The organism is Frondihabitans sp. OV104 (assembly GCF_057787745.1).
The window spans coordinates 83587-96890 of record NZ_CM173541.1 but is presented as its reverse complement, the minus strand read 5'-3'; the positions used below and the strand labels follow the sequence as shown (position 1 = coordinate 96890).

Here is a 13304-nt window from a genome sequence, read left to right as displayed (position 1 = left end):
TTGCCGCATGATCAAGCGCCCCTTCTCTCAGGTCGACGTCTTCTCGTCGGTGCCCTACCTCGGCAACCCGGTCGCTGTCGTGCTCGACGCCGACGGAGTGACCGACGAGGCCATGGCCGCGTTCGCGCGCTGGACGAACCTCTCCGAGACCACGTTCGTGCTGCCGCCGACCACGCCCGACGCCGACTACCGCCTCCGCATCTTCACGCCGGGCGGCGAGCTCCCGTTCGCCGGCCACCCGACGCTCGGCTCGGCGCACGCCTGGCTCGAGGCCGGCTCCGTCCCCGCCCGCGGCGACCTGATCGTGCAGGAGTGCATCGCGGGCCTGATCGACATCCGCCGCGACGGCGCCACCCTGGCCTTCGCCGCTCCCCCGACCACGCGCTCCGGCCCGGTCGACGAGGAGACCATCGAGCGCATCGCCCGAGGGCTGGGAGTCGAGCGCTCCGAGGTCCTCAGCCACCAGTGGATCGTCAACGGCCCGCCGTGGCTGGCCGTCGAGCTCGCGTCGGCCGAGAGGGTGCTCGCCCTCGAGCCCGACCTGTCGATCATCCCCGACCTGAACACGGGCGTCTTCGGCGCCTACCCCGAGGGCCACGAGCACGCCCACGAGGTGCGCGGCTTCGTGCCGATCATCGGCGTGCCCGAAGACCCGGTGACCGGCAGCCTCAACGCGTCGCTCGCCCAGTGGCTGCACCGCGAGGGCCGCACGCCCGCCGCCTACACGAACGGCCAGGGCACACGCCTCGGCCGCGACGGCGTCGTGCGCATCACGGTCGTCGACGACGCGGTCTGGGTCGGCGGCGAGAGCACGACGGCGATCGCCGGGACCGTGCTGCTGTAGCCGCGCCGGGTTCGGCTCGGCGGCGGGGGCGAGTTCCTGCGCCCCTAGTCGCCGTGGCTTCTGCGTCGATGTCGGACCAGCAAGCTCATGCCCACGAGGCCTAGTAAGTACCCGGGTAGCCACCACCCGAGCGCTGGCTCGTCGATGGGAGCCGGCCGGACGACTCCGATCACCGTCCACGCCACGACCGGAGAGACTGCCACGAGTGCACCCCCGACACGACCGAGTCGCAGCAGGGCGATTCCAAGAGCACACCCGAGCGCGAGGCCGAAGGCGACTGAACTGGTCACCGTCAGCACTTCGGGAAAGTCGGCCACCACGTGCCGATGGTCGGCGGGAATCCGACGATGTGGGCTCGGATGCACTTCCCGCCGGAGAGCTGGGCGGCGCTGAAGGCAGCGAAGACTCCGCACCCGACCATGAGGGCGCGCATTGCGGGATGTGGAGCCTTGGCAAGCAGCGCGGTGCAACTGCCGACCGTGCCGACGACCGTAAAGCTCTCGCTCTTGGTGAACGTGATCTGGTAGTAGCCGACGTACGTCTTGATCGTCGGATCGGCGACCACCGGGTAGACGGTGTCCCGACGAGTCGTTACTTCTTGAACGAGCCTGGACCCGTCTACGACATACCGAGTCGCCAGCCTGACCCCATGCGAGTCCACTGCCCACGGTGCCGCGATCCCGGCCAGGAACTCACCGTCTTCGTCGCTGACGCTCACGCGACCGTCGGCCAGGACGAACAGCTCCGTGTCAGGACCGAAATCCCAGCTCGCGGTTTGCCCCGCCGTCGTGAGCACTGCTGCAAGTCGCGTCGTCTCAGGATCCAAGCGATCGACTGTGTACGCAGGAGCCCTGCTTGATGCCGCCCTGGCGTCGGTTGCTACGGCAACTCCGGCCGCGGAATCGCCAACGGCGACCCGTTCGCCTGGCACCGCCACCAGCGGCTTTGCGGGGTCTATGTCGTCATCGAGGCCCATCATGCCCTCGGCGCGGGCCACGGCGTCGGTCGCCGACGGCGAGGCGGACGCGTAAGCGGCCCCGGGAACGGACGTGGCGGCGATCACTGCAACGGTGATGATGCCTAAAAACAGGTGTCTCTTCATTGAAGCCTCACTCTCATTTTCATTCAACATACTGGATGAGAAGTCGGGATTTCAAGGAATGATCGCATCGCCCGCAGACGATGCAGAAACGGCTCGATCCCTCCGGAAGAGCGGAGGGGGCGAGCCGATTCAGCGGGCCGGAGCCCCAAAAGCGCGGGGTCGTGGGGCGCGGGCGCGGCCGCGGGCGCGGCGCTACAGGGTGGCCGCGAGCGGATCGCACGACTCGGGCAGTGACGGCACGGGGCCGACGGTGCTCTCGACGTCGACGTACTCACGGCGGGCGGCGCTCTCCTCGACGGCGACCATGGTGTCGAGCACGTGGTAGCCGACCTCGCCGGTGGCGACGTGGACTCCGCCGCCGCGGATGGCCCGGGCGATGTCGAGCACGCCGAGTCCGCGGCCGAAGACCTCGCCGACGTCGGGCAGGGTCTCCCAGTCCTGCTCGATCGGGAACCCGGTGATCCCGGTCAGCGGGCGCACGACCTTGATCGGGGTGTCGCCGAAGGTGTTCGGGTCGGGCAGCACGATCGTGCCCTCGGTGCCGTTGACCTCGAAGACGCCGTGGCGGAACAGCGCGGTGTCGTTGCTGAGCAGGCTCTGCGCCGCTCCCCCGCCCTCGAACGACGACAGCACGCTGAGATGGGTCGGCACCTCGACGGGGAACACCTCGCCGGTGCGGGGGCCCTCCTTGATCGTGCGGGTGGCCTGCGCCTTCGTGCCGAGAGCCGCGACCGACTCGATCGGTCCGAACAGGTGCACGAGCGCCGTGAAGTAGTACGGGCCCATGTCGAACAGCGGGCCGGCGCCCTTCGCGAACAGGAAGTCGGCGTTGGGGTGCATGAGGTCGGGCCCCTGCCACTGCATGCTCGTCACGGCGGTCAGCGGCGTGCCGATGATGCCGCCTTCGATCGCGCGCTTGGCGGCCTGCCAGCCGGCGCCGAGCACGGTGTCCGGTGCGATGCCGAGACGGAGGCCGGAACTCGCGGCGAGCTCGACGAGCCCCCTCGCCGTGGCGCGGTCGACGCCGATCGGCTTCTCGCTCCAGACGTGCTTCCCGGCCTCGAGTGCACTCGTCGACACGGCCACGTGGGCCGCCGGGATGGTCAGGTTGACGACGATCTCGACGTCAGGGTCGGCGAGCACGTCGTCGGCCGTGCCCGAGCGGGGAACGCCCCATTTGGCGGCCTGCGCGGCCGCGCGCTCGGTGTCGATGTCGCCGATCACCAGCACCTCGACATCGGGGAAGCGCGTGAGGTTGGCGAGGTACGCGTCGCTGATCATGCCGGCTCCGATGAAGCCGACTCCGACCCTGCCGGTGCCGGGCATCAGGCGCTCGCCTTCGTGCCGGCGGCGTCGATCTCGGCGATCGTCGCGGTCAGCCAGTCGAAGCTGCCCTGGACTCCGTCGAAGATGTCGCCCTGGAACCCGTCGAACTCGATGACGGCGTACTTCAGGTGCGGGTTCGAGGCCAGCGCGGCGGCCAGCGGCACGTCGCCCCGGCCGGCCGAGACCTGGTCGGTCGGGACATTCGCCGTCGTGATCTCGCGGTCCATCGGGCCGTCCTTCACGTGGACGGCGAGCACCTGCTCGCCCAGCCCGGAGACGAACTCGGCGATGTCGACGTGCGCGGCGGTCGCCCAGTAGAGGTCGACCTCGAGCTTCACGGCAGGATCGATGAGCTCGGCGAGCACGGCCAGGGCCGGCTTGCCCTCGATGATCGACCGGAGCTCGTGGTCGTGGTTGTGGTACCCGACGAGGAGCCCATCCTTCGCCGCGTCGATCGACGCCGCGTTGAGAGCGTCGGCGATGCGCTTCACGCCGTCGAGGGTCGACCACTCGTCGACTCCGACGAACGGGTCGATGACGGTCGTCATGCCGAGCTCGGCCGCGGCTCCGAATGTCTCGGCGCGGCTGGGGGCCGTCATCGTCGTGCCGTCGGGCAGCGGGATCTCGGACTGCACCAGGAAGGCGTGGCCGGTCGCCGCGGTGATGCCGTGGGCGCCGAACGCCTTCGCGAGCTGCGGCGCGCGTCGCACGAAGTCGAAGGCCTCGACCGTCGTGAAGCCGATCTCGGCGAGGCGGGCGAGGCCGCCGTCGAGATCGGACTCGAGGGCGGAATTGACTGTGTAGAGCTGGAGCGAGATGTCCATCGGTTCTCCCAGAGTGAGCCGGGCGTCTTCGCCCGGGACGCGCGCCTGTGGCCGTCGCGACGACCGTAGCACCGAAAACCTCCACGTGGATGTTTTTCTGCGAGGGGACCGCGCTGAACGGCTACTCTCGGGACATGACCACCCGAGGCCCATACCCGAAGGGCGTCCAGCGCCGACGCGAGATCCTCGACCGAGCCCTCGAGGTGTTCGCCGAGAAGGGCTTCGAGAGCACCTCCCTGCGGGCCATCGGCGAGGCGATCGGCGTCTCGCACGCGGCCTTGTCGCACTACTTCGAGTCGCGGGAGGCTCTGCTCGTCGAGGTGCTGCGCGAGCGCGACCTCCAGGGCGCCGAAGCCATCGCCGACATCGACGGCGTGGTCGAGCGGACCACGGTCATCGCCGAGCACAACAAGAACGTGCCGGGGCTGGTCGGCCTGCACACGGTGATGATGGCGTCCGCCGTCGAGCCGGGTCACGAGGTCGCGACCGAGTTCTTCACCGACCGATTCGAGAGGGGACGCGAGTCCACGCGAGCGGCTCTCGAGCACGACCTGGCCGAGCGCGGCATCGCCCCCGGCGTCGACCTCGACGACCTCGCGTCGCTGATCATGGCCGCGTCGGACGGCCTGCAGGTGCAGTGGCTGCTCGACGACCGGATCGACATCCCGCGCATTCTCGCCCTGATCGAGCGCATCGTCGTTCCCGCGCACACCGACGGTGCGTAGGCTCGTCCCATGGAAGAAAAGCGCATGAACGTCGAGTCGTTCAACCTCGACCACCGCATCGTGAAGGCGCCGTTCGTCCGGCTCGCCGATCACAAAGACCTGCCGGGCGGCGACACGCTCTCGAAGTACGACCTCCGTTTCGCCCAGCCGAACGTCTCGCGGCTCGACATGAAGGCCGTGCACTCGCTCGAGCACCTGTTCGCCGAGCACTCGCGCAACCACTCGTCGAAGGTGATCGACTTCTCGCCGATGGGCTGCCAGACCGGCTTCTACCTGCTGCTCGAGGGCACGCCCGAGGTCGACGACGTCTACACGCTCATCGAGCAGACGCTGACCGACATCCTCGCGGCGACGGAGGTTCCGGCCGCGAACGAGACGCAGTGCGGCTGGGGCTCGAACCACTCGCTGGAGGCCGCGCAGGACGCCGCCCGGGAGTTCCTGCGCCAGCGTGACGAGTGGTCGCAGATCTACGCCTGACCGGCCCTCGCCAGGGCAGCCCGGTCAGAGGGCGGGGGCCGGCGCGGGGTACGTGAGCGGCCCGTCGACGGACGGCACGTCGTGCCAGGCGCCGTCGGCGAGGGATTTCTCGGCGGCCTCGACGATGGCGGCCGCCGCGAGCCCGTCGGCGACCGAGGGCGCGATCTGCGTGCCGGAGAGCACCGACGCCACGAACTGCGCCGCCTCGATCGTCTTGAGGTCGTCGAAGCCCATGCCCGTTCCGCCGCCCGGCTGGAAGCGCCCGAACTCGCCGTGCCCGGGCGACATGTACACGGTCGAGTAGCCGTACTCGCCGGCCTCGGAGTCGTCGGGCAGGCACACCTCGAGCTCGTTCAGCCGCTGGAAGTCCCACCGCACCGACCCCAGCGTGCCGTAGACCTCGAGCGCGTACTCGGCGCGCGGGCCCCGCATGATCCGGCTGGAGTCCATCGTGCCGACGGCGCCGTTCTCGAACCGCATCAGCAGCGCCGCGTAGTCGTCGTTCTCGACCCGCTTGAGCTCGCCCGATCCGGCGGCCGACCGGTCGACGACGCCCGCCGCCGGGACGGGGCGCTCCGTGATGAACGTCTCGGCCATCGCCGAGACGCTCGCGATCCGGCCGACGACGTACTGCGCGAGGTCGAGGCCGTGCGACAGCAGGTCGCCGAGCACTCCGGAGCCCGCTTGCTCGCGCTCGAAGCGCCAGGTCAGCGGCGCCAGCGGGTTCGACGAGTAGTCGGCGAGCAGGGTGCCGCGCACGTTGGTGATGCGCCCGAGGCGGCCGTCGCTCACGAGCTTCTTCATGTGCTCGATCGCCGGGGCGTGACGGTAGTTGAAGCCGACGCAGGTGATGACGCCGGCGCTCGCGACCGCATCGGCGATCTGGCGCGAGTCGGATGCGTAGCGCCCCATCGGCTTCTCGATCCAGAACGGCTTGCCCGCGGCGGCGGCGGCGACGGCCATCTCGCGGTGCAGGAAGTTCGGCGAGCAGATCGACACGACGTCGACGGCGGGGTCGGCGAGCACCTCGCGGTAGTCGCTCACCGAGCGCTCGTAGCCGAGGCGCGACACGGCCTCGGCGGCGGCCTGAGGCACCGGATCGGCTGCGACGACGAAGCGGGGCGACACGTCGAGCTCGGGGAAGTGGTCCGGGAGGGCGCGGTAGGCCCGCGAGTGGAGGCGGCCCATCCAGCCCACGCTGATGAGTCCGATGCCGACTTCCTGCGCCATTGAAGCTCCTTCGATTCAGGCCGCCGTTCGCGGCGAGCACGACTAGAGCGCTCTAGTTTGACAATACCAGGCCGCTCATGTCATGACAAACACGGCTCAGGAACTCGGGGCGGTCGCCGACGACCGCACCACGAGCCGCGGCGAGAGCGACACGTCGACGACCTCCCCGGCCGGATTCTCGAGCCGCCACAGGGCGGCCTCCGCGCTCCGCCTCCCGAGCTCGAGCGCGTGCTGGTCGACCGACGTCAGGCCCACCGCCCGCAGCCCCGAGAGCGGGCTGTCGTCGTAGCCCACCACCGAGAGGTCGCCGGGCACCCGCAGGCCGAGGCGACCGGCTGCCTCGACGACGCCGAGGGCTGCCAGGTCGTTGTTCGCGAACACCGCCGTGGGGCGCCCCGGCCCGGTCAGCAACGGGGTCGCCACCGCGAGCGCGGCCTCCAGTGTCGGCACCGCCGTGACGACCTGCGGCGTCAACCCGAGCTCGCGCATCCGCGCCTCATACCCGGCGCGGCGGTCGGTGCGGCCGTCGGTAGGCGGGACGGCGAGGTGGGCGATCCTGCGGTGGCCCAGGGAGTAGAGGTGGTCGACGACGAGGCGGGCGCCCGCCAGGTCGTCGGCGTAGACGCTGTCGACGCCGGGCACTCGACGAGCGACGCTGACGAGGCGGTCGGCGCCGACGAGCGCGATCAGCTCGCGGTCGGAGAGCACCGCGCCGGCCGCGAGGACGACGTCGGCACGCGCGCCGAGGAGCGTCTCGAGCGCCGGGCGGTCGCGGGTGCCCGCGGTGTCGCCGACGCCGAGCACGAGGTGGGCACCCGCTTCTTCGGTCACGGCGCTGACGCCGTCGAAGATGTCGGCGAAGACGGGGTTGCGCAGGTCGAGAAGGAAGAGCCCCAGCGACCTCCCGGTGCGGCTCGCCAGGCGCGAGGCCACCGTGTTCGGGCGGTATCGGAGCGCTCGGCCCGCGGCGAGGATGTGCTCGCGGGTCTCGTCGCTGACACCCGCGACACCGCGGTACGCGATGCTCACGAGCGAGCGCGACACCCCGGCGGCCGCGGCGACGTCGTCCATGGTGACGCGGGGGCGGGAGGTCTCGGGCATGGCCACAGTGTTTCACGCGGCCGATTCTTCGCCGTTTCTGAGAGCCGCCGATTCAGGATCAGGCCGTGATCTTCGACCCGCAGTCCTTCCTGACCTCGCTCGGCCCCGCCGTGCTCATTGGCCTCGGCGTGATGGTGTTCATCGAGTCGGGGCTGCTGTTCCCCTTCCTTCCCGGCGACTCGCTGCTGTTCACCGCCGGGCTGCTGGCCGCGAGCGGCGTGATCGGCGTACCCGTGTGGCTCGTCATCGTCGTGGCCTTCGTCGCAGCCGCCCTCGGCGACCAGGTCGGCTACTGGCTCGGACACCGTTTCGGGCGCCGCCTGTTCAGGCCCGACGCCCGCCTCCTGAAGACGAAGCACCTCGAGGAGGCCGAGGCCTTCTTCGCGCGGTACGGCGGCGCGGCGCTGATCCTGGGCCGATTCGTGCCGGTGGTGCGCACCTACGTGCCGCTGGCCGCAGGCACGAGCCGGTACCGGTACAGCCGGTTCTCAGTCTGGAACCTCGCGGGCTCCTCGATCTGGACGGCCAGCGTCTCGATCCTCGGCGTGATCCTCGGTCGGATCCCGTTCGTCCGCACGCACATCGACGTGCTGTCGATCCTGGTGGTGGCGGTCTCGGTCCTGCCGATCGTCGTCAGCGGCGTCGTGCGCGTGAGGAGGTCCCGGACCCCTGCGGTGTGAGCAGGCGGCCGCGACCCGATCGCGCCATACTGGCGAGGTCCGCCTCACACCTCAGGAGCCCCTCATTTCAGACATCTCCGACGCCTACGACGAGCTCGTCCTCGACCTCAGCCAGGACGAGGACGACGATGTCACCGTGACCGACGACGGGCTTCTGGCCCGCGGCACGCTCTTCCTCTACCTCGAAGGCGACTCGATCGTCATCAAGCTCCCGGCCGACCGCAGCGACGACCTCGTCGCCCGCGGCGTCGCGAAGGCGCACGCCGACGGAGCCGGCTGGGTCTCGATCGCCGACGTCGAGCTGTGGCCGGAGCTCGCGGGCGAGTCGCACTCGTTCGTCGGCGAGCCCGCTGTCGGCGGCGAGAGCTAGGCGCTCCTTCTCGCGAGATGGCCCTCGCCGTCGGCCCGGCATGCCCGGACCGACGGCGAGGGCCATCTCGCCGTTGTCGATCGGCCTCTCCGGGCGTAGGATGATTATGTTCTTATAACTGATCGAGAGGCGGGGAGCGGGTGAGCTCGAGCACAGCACCAGGCGGAGCAGTCTCCGAGTGGCGGCGCGAGCTCCTGTCGGTCCTCCCGCACAACCGCGCGCACTGGGGTGCCGTGCGCGCGGCGATCGTCATCACGATCCCGATCGCGACCCTCGCCCTCACCGGGCACGCCGACCTGACGCTCTACGCCACGTTCGGCGCCATGGCCGGCGTCTTCGGCCGCCACGCGACCTACTCCGCACGCCTCTACCAGCAGGCGGTCGCCGGCCTCAGCCTCTCGCTGGCCGTCTTCGTCGGCACGGCGGTCGGGGTCGTCGCACCGGGTTCGTTCCTGGCCGTCGGCGCGATCGCCGCCCTCTCGCTCGTCGGCCTCCTCGTCTCGAAGCGCGTCGGCCTGCTCCCGGTGCCGTCGCTGTTCCTCGTCTTCGCGGCGGGGAGCACGTCGTCGTTCCGCCACGCGCCGGCCGACCTCGTGCTGGCGGCCGCCCTGCCGCTCGGGGCCGCGGCGCTGGCGATCGTGGTCGGGCAGGTCGGCCGGATCCTGCCCCCGTCTCGCGCCACCAAGCACCCCCGTCGCGAGATCGTGCCCCTGCGCGCCGTGCTCGCGGCACCGGGCGCTCGGCTCGAGATGGTGCGGTACGTCGTCGGCCCCCTCGTCGCCGGAGCCATCGCCACGGGCGTCGGCATCGGCCACCCGTACTGGGCGGCCGTCGCTGCGACCGTCCCGCTCACCGGGGCCACCCTCGGCGCGAAGTTCGGCCGCGGCACGCAGCGCCTCGTCGGAACCGTCGTCGGCGTGCTGCTCGCAGCCGCGCTCATCGGAGCCGACCCGCCGCTGGGCGTCCTGATCGCCGCCGTCGGCGTGGCCCAGCTGCTCGCCGAGCTGTTCGTGCTCCGCAACTACGCGCTGGCGACCATGGCCGTCACGCCTCTCGCCCTGATCATGGTGCACCTGGCGTCGCCCGCCCCGCTCGGGACGCTCATCGCCGACCGGCTCGTCGAGACGGTCATCGGAGTGCTCGTCGCGCTGGTGCTGCTCGTCGTGACGTCGCCGCGGCGTCGCGCGCGGACCTAGGCCCCGTGGCGTAGCGCGCGCGTCGTGCTGCACCACGCGGGCCTCGCAGCACACCACGATCGGGACGCGGCACCACGACTTTGTGCGGTGCGGAGTCCCGATCGTGGTGCGAGCCAAGGCCCGCCCGCAGGCGGGCACGGGGCTGCGCCCTACGCGTCGTGCGGCGCCCCGATGATCCCGATCTCGCCGGTGACGGGCGCAAGCGACGGGTCCTGCTTGAGCGGGAACAGCCACCGGTTGGCGATCACGACGATGGTGAACACGCCGATCACGACGGCGCCGAACGGGGCGAGGAAGCGCACGTCGCCGGCCGCGAGGATGGCCCCGCCGACCAGCGAGCCGCTCGAGATGCCGATCTGCGCGGCACTCTGCCGGATCGCCGACGCCGAGTCGCGGGCCTGCGGCGCCACGCGCATCGCGGTCTGCTGCACGATGAGCGGCACCGATGAGAATCCGGCGCCCCACACCAGCACGGCGATGACCGTCACGACGGTGCTGCGGGTGATCGAGAGCGTGACCAGGGCGAGCACGACGGCCGTGAAGCAGCCGATCAGCGCCGCACCTGGGCGTCGATCGACGATCCGCCCGACGACGACCGTGGCCGCGAGCCCCATCGCGCCGTAGCCGAGCAGCAGCAGGCTGAGGCCCGATCCGCTGATGTGCCCGCTCCGCTCCACGATGGGTGCGGTGAACGTGTAGGCGGCGTAGTGGCCGAGGCACCCGAGCGTCGTGACCGCGCAGACGAGAGTGATGGCGCGCGAGCCGAGCAGCCGGCGCACGGCGGAGAACTGCGACCGCATGCTCGAGGCGGCCTGAGCGCGGGTGACCGGGGTCTTCGGAAGGAAGACGATCACGCCGACGAGCGCCACGGTCCCGGCCCCGGCGAGCACCCCGTACGCGGCGCGCCAGCCGACGGCCTGGCCGAGCAGCGTGGTGATGGGCACGCCCAGCACCATTCCGACGGTCGTCCCGGCCATGACCAGCGACGCCGCCTTGCCGCCCTGCCCGCGGGGCCCGAGCCGCTGGGCGACCGGGGCCATCACCGACCAGAACACCCCGTGCGCCAGCGCGGTCAGGATCCGCGCGATCACCAGCACCAGGAAGGTCGGCGCCAGGGCGGCGGCCGTCTGCGACACGACGTACGCGGCGACGAGGCAGGCGATGAGCACGTGCCGCGGTACCTTGAGAGTGAGGCTGGTCAGCGGGATCGCCCCGGCCGCCGCGAATGCGGCGTAGACGGTGACGAGCAGCCCGACCTGCGCGGGAGTCACCTGCAGCCCCGACGCGATCTGCGGCAGCAGCCCGACCGGCAGGGTCTCGGCGGTGAAGTAGACGAAGCCGGTGCCGGCGAGCGCGGCGATTGCTCCGTACCGGAGACGGTCGGGGTAGTCCGTGGTGGGCGCCGCCGTTGTCGTCACAGGCTCAGCGTAGCCCTGCCCCCGTCCCGCTCCGGGCGCAGGAACTGGCGCCCCGCCGCCGAGCCTCTTCTCGCGCCCGGCTCCGCCCGATAGCGTGGTGGCCCGCGAGAGGAGCACCATGACCGAACTCGACGAGGCCATCGAGCGCTTCGCGCGGCCGCGGCGGAACGTCGTCGCCGTGCCCGAGGAGACCGATGAGCAGGCGGGTTCGTGGGCCCTCGAGCTGCTCCTCGCAGAGACGGCCATCGCGCTGCGGAGGCGCGGGATCGAGCCGGTCCCGACCGTGATGGAGGCCCGCGCGGGCGTGTACAAGGCCGTCGCGGCGTGCTGGCCGCTGGAGCTGTTCGCCCTGACGACGCGGGGCGTCGCCCTGCCCTACACGATGCTCACCGGCTCCGCCTTCGGCATCGAGCCTCCCCCGCGGCCGGACGCCCCGGTCATCTGCGTGCGCCCGACCCCGATCGTCGTCGGGCCCGGGCCGGGCGACGTCGAGGTCAACCGTCGCGGGCAGCTCCTGTGGCGCTGGTCGGCTCCCGCCGACGGCCGTCACAGCGCCGGCCCCATCGTCGACCAGCCGTGGACGACCGGCTTCCGCGAGCGCTTCGACGTCAACGCCTCGCAGCACCGGCCCGGGCCGCTCGTCGAGCCGATCGCCTTCGCGATCGTCGACCACCTCGCCGGGCGCCTGGAGCGCGGCATCGTCCACTGACCGGCGCCCGCACCACCGCCTAGCGCCGTGCGGCCACGATCCCGAACGCCTCGTGCGCGATCTCGAGCGAGCGGTCGACGTCCGCCTCGGTGAGCGCCGCGTTGATGAAGTGGTTGTGGTGCGATGTGATGAACATCCCGCGCTGCACGCACTCGGCGACCCACTGCTGGTGCAGCATCAGCGAGTCGTCGTCGGCCAGCCGCAGATAGAACAGTGCCGGCTCGCCGGAGGTCACCAGGGTGAGCCCGTGGTCGGCGGCACCCGCGACCAGGCCGGAGGTCAGCCGCTCGCCGAGCGACCGGAACAGCGTGGGCGCGTCGAGCTCCCGGAGCTTCGTGAGACACGCGATGCCCGCCGCGAACGGCACGGCGCTCATCCAGTAGCTGCCGGTGTAGGTGATGCTGCTGACGGCGTCCTTCAGGGAGTCGCGGCCGCAGAGCGCCGACACGTTGTAGCCGTTCGCGAGCGCTTTGCAGAAGCAGATCAGGTCGGCACGGAAGCCGTAGAAGTGGTCGGAGCCGGCGAGGTCGAGCCGGAACCCGGCACGCACGTCGTCGACGATGAGCACGACGCCGTGCTCGTCGCAGAGGCGGCGCACCGCCTGCCAGTAGCCGTCGGCGGGCAGCTCGTTGTCGACGAAGTTGCCGTGCATGTACGGCTGGGCGATGAGTCCGGCGATCTCGCCGCGGTGCTCCCGCAGGGTCGTCTCGAGAGCGGCCAGGTCGTTGAACGGCACCGTGAGATTGTTCGCGACGTCCTCTTCGAGAACCCCGGGGTAGTCGAGCTTCTGCGTCCAGGGTGCGACGCCGTGGTAGTAGCCCTTGACGAAGACGATCTTCTTGCGGTGCGTCGCGGCCCGGGCCGTCATCACGGCGAGGGTCGTGACGTCGCCGCCGTTCTTGGCGAAGAACGCCCAGTCGGCGCTGGCGACGGTGTCGACGAGCAGCTCGGCGAAGTCGACCATGATCGACGAGGGGATCGTGACGACGTCCTCCTGACGCTGCTGCGCCTCGGCCGCGGCGACGACGTCGGGGTCGTTGTAGCCGAGCACGTTGGGGCCGTAGCCGCACATGTAGTCGATGTACTCGTTGTCGTCGAGGTCCCAGAAGCGGGTGCCCTCGGCGCGCGACGAGAACCGCGGAAAGGCGTCCTCGGGGATGTAGCAGCCCTCCGACGGCCCCTGGTGGCCGTAGATGCCGGACGGGATCACGGCGGTGGCGCGGGCGAAGGCGGCGCGGCTCTTCGGGTACTTGTAGGGCTCCGTGGTGAACGGCTTGGCGGGGGTCGAGATGCTCATGCGTT

The 13304-nt window shown here is 71.0% G+C and carries 14 protein-coding genes; 7 read left to right on the top strand and 7 right to left on the bottom strand.

The annotated features are described in order from the left end of the window. Positions 1 to 7 precede the first annotated feature (7 nt). Positions 8 to 844, top strand: coding sequence for a PhzF family phenazine biosynthesis protein (locus AC3CBB_RS00540; RefSeq protein WP_488625577.1), 837 nt, complete (start codon positions 8 to 10; stop codon positions 842 to 844). A gap of 292 nt (positions 845 to 1136) precedes the next feature. Here the strand turns inward: AC3CBB_RS00540 and AC3CBB_RS00535 are convergent, their stop codons facing one another. From AC3CBB_RS00535 to AC3CBB_RS00525, 3 genes are all read right to left on the bottom strand, one after another. Then, entirely contained in the window at positions 1137 to 1946 is an 810-nt protein-coding gene (locus tag AC3CBB_RS00535) for a hypothetical protein (RefSeq protein ID WP_123506390.1), read from the bottom strand. Positions 1947 to 2138: 192 nt separating this feature from the next. After that, on the bottom strand, positions 2139 to 3272 hold the full coding sequence (locus AC3CBB_RS00530) for a Gfo/Idh/MocA family protein (RefSeq protein ID WP_488625576.1): 1134 nt from the start codon (positions 3270 to 3272) through the stop codon (positions 2139 to 2141). Next, entirely contained in the window at positions 3272 to 4096 is an 825-nt protein-coding gene (locus tag AC3CBB_RS00525) for a sugar phosphate isomerase/epimerase family protein (protein WP_488625575.1), read from the bottom strand. Before AC3CBB_RS00525 ends, AC3CBB_RS00530 begins: the two co-directional genes overlap by 1 nt. Positions 4097 to 4230: 134 nt before the next feature. Between AC3CBB_RS00525 and AC3CBB_RS00520 the strand changes: the two genes are divergently transcribed. Continuing rightward, positions 4231 to 4821 (top strand): TetR/AcrR family transcriptional regulator, encoded by a 591-nt coding sequence (locus tag AC3CBB_RS00520; protein ID WP_488625574.1) that lies wholly within the window; start codon positions 4231 to 4233, stop codon positions 4819 to 4821. A 9-nt stretch (positions 4822 to 4830) separates the two neighbouring features. Continuing rightward, on the top strand, positions 4831 to 5298 hold the full coding sequence (locus AC3CBB_RS00515) for an S-ribosylhomocysteine lyase (RefSeq protein WP_123506393.1): 468 nt from the start codon (positions 4831 to 4833) through the stop codon (positions 5296 to 5298). Between the two features lie 24 nt (positions 5299 to 5322). Here AC3CBB_RS00515 and AC3CBB_RS00510 read toward each other — a convergent pair whose 3' ends face one another. Then, positions 5323 to 6528 carry a Gfo/Idh/MocA family protein gene (locus tag AC3CBB_RS00510; protein WP_488625573.1) on the bottom strand — a complete coding sequence of 402 codons (1206 nt, stop codon included), beginning with the start codon at positions 6526 to 6528 and terminating at the stop codon, positions 5323 to 5325. A gap of 96 nt (positions 6529 to 6624) precedes the next feature. Beyond that, positions 6625 to 7629 (bottom strand): LacI family DNA-binding transcriptional regulator, encoded by a 1005-nt coding sequence (locus AC3CBB_RS00505; RefSeq protein ID WP_488625572.1) that lies wholly within the window; start codon positions 7627 to 7629, stop codon positions 6625 to 6627. 65 nt (positions 7630 to 7694) lie between these two features. Here AC3CBB_RS00505 and AC3CBB_RS00500 point away from each other — a divergent pair, with 65 nt between their 5' ends. The 3 genes from AC3CBB_RS00500 (at position 7695) to AC3CBB_RS00490 (ending at position 9875) form a co-directional block, all read left to right on the top strand. Continuing rightward, positions 7695 to 8309: a DedA family protein gene (locus AC3CBB_RS00500; protein WP_488625571.1), complete on the top strand. Its 615-nt coding sequence runs from the start codon at positions 7695 to 7697 to the stop codon at positions 8307 to 8309. 136 nt (positions 8310 to 8445) lie between these two features. Continuing rightward, positions 8446 to 8679, top strand: coding sequence for a hypothetical protein (locus tag AC3CBB_RS00495; protein ID WP_488625570.1), 234 nt, complete (start codon positions 8446 to 8448; stop codon positions 8677 to 8679). A gap of 140 nt (positions 8680 to 8819) precedes the next feature. Next, a complete protein-coding gene (locus AC3CBB_RS00490) occupies positions 8820 to 9875 on the top strand; it encodes an FUSC family protein (protein WP_488625569.1) in 1056 nt (351 codons plus the stop codon). 149 nt (positions 9876 to 10024) lie between these two features. On the opposite strand, the gene AC3CBB_RS00485 is transcribed toward AC3CBB_RS00490, so the two are convergent. Continuing rightward, on the bottom strand, positions 10025 to 11293 hold the full coding sequence (locus AC3CBB_RS00485) for an MFS transporter (RefSeq protein ID WP_158614226.1): 1269 nt from the start codon (positions 11291 to 11293) through the stop codon (positions 10025 to 10027). Between the two features lie 118 nt (positions 11294 to 11411). On the opposite strand from AC3CBB_RS00485, the gene AC3CBB_RS00480 reads away from it, so the two are divergent. Continuing rightward, positions 11412 to 12002: a hypothetical protein gene (locus AC3CBB_RS00480; RefSeq protein ID WP_488625568.1), complete on the top strand. Its 591-nt coding sequence runs from the start codon at positions 11412 to 11414 to the stop codon at positions 12000 to 12002. 19 nt (positions 12003 to 12021) lie between these two features. Here AC3CBB_RS00480 and AC3CBB_RS00475 read toward each other — a convergent pair whose 3' ends face one another. After that, complete coding sequence (locus AC3CBB_RS00475) at positions 12022 to 13299, bottom strand: aminotransferase class III-fold pyridoxal phosphate-dependent enzyme (RefSeq protein ID WP_488625567.1); 1278 nt, start codon at positions 13297 to 13299, stop codon at positions 12022 to 12024. Positions 13300 to 13304 lie beyond the last annotated feature (5 nt).

Coding starts and splice junctions, on each gene's coding strand:
- AC3CBB_RS00540 (WP_488625577.1), top strand. CDS start 8: ATGATCAAGCGCCCCTTCTCTCAGGTCGACGTCTTCTCGTCGGTGCCC.
- AC3CBB_RS00535 (WP_123506390.1), bottom strand. CDS start 1,946: ATGAAGAGACACCTGTTTTTAGGCATCATCACCGTTGCAGTGATCGCC.
- AC3CBB_RS00530 (WP_488625576.1), bottom strand. CDS start 3,272: ATGCCCGGCACCGGCAGGGTCGGAGTCGGCTTCATCGGAGCCGGCATG.
- AC3CBB_RS00525 (WP_488625575.1), bottom strand. CDS start 4,096: ATGGACATCTCGCTCCAGCTCTACACAGTCAATTCCGCCCTCGAGTCC.
- AC3CBB_RS00520 (WP_488625574.1), top strand. CDS start 4,231: ATGACCACCCGAGGCCCATACCCGAAGGGCGTCCAGCGCCGACGCGAG.
- AC3CBB_RS00515 (WP_123506393.1), top strand. CDS start 4,831: ATGGAAGAAAAGCGCATGAACGTCGAGTCGTTCAACCTCGACCACCGC.
- AC3CBB_RS00510 (WP_488625573.1), bottom strand. CDS start 6,528: ATGGCGCAGGAAGTCGGCATCGGACTCATCAGCGTGGGCTGGATGGGC.
- AC3CBB_RS00505 (WP_488625572.1), bottom strand. CDS start 7,629: ATGCCCGAGACCTCCCGCCCCCGCGTCACCATGGACGACGTCGCCGCG.
- AC3CBB_RS00480 (WP_488625568.1), top strand. CDS start 11,412: ATGACCGAACTCGACGAGGCCATCGAGCGCTTCGCGCGGCCGCGGCGG.
- AC3CBB_RS00475 (WP_488625567.1), bottom strand. CDS start 13,299: ATGAGCATCTCGACCCCCGCCAAGCCGTTCACCACGGAGCCCTACAAG.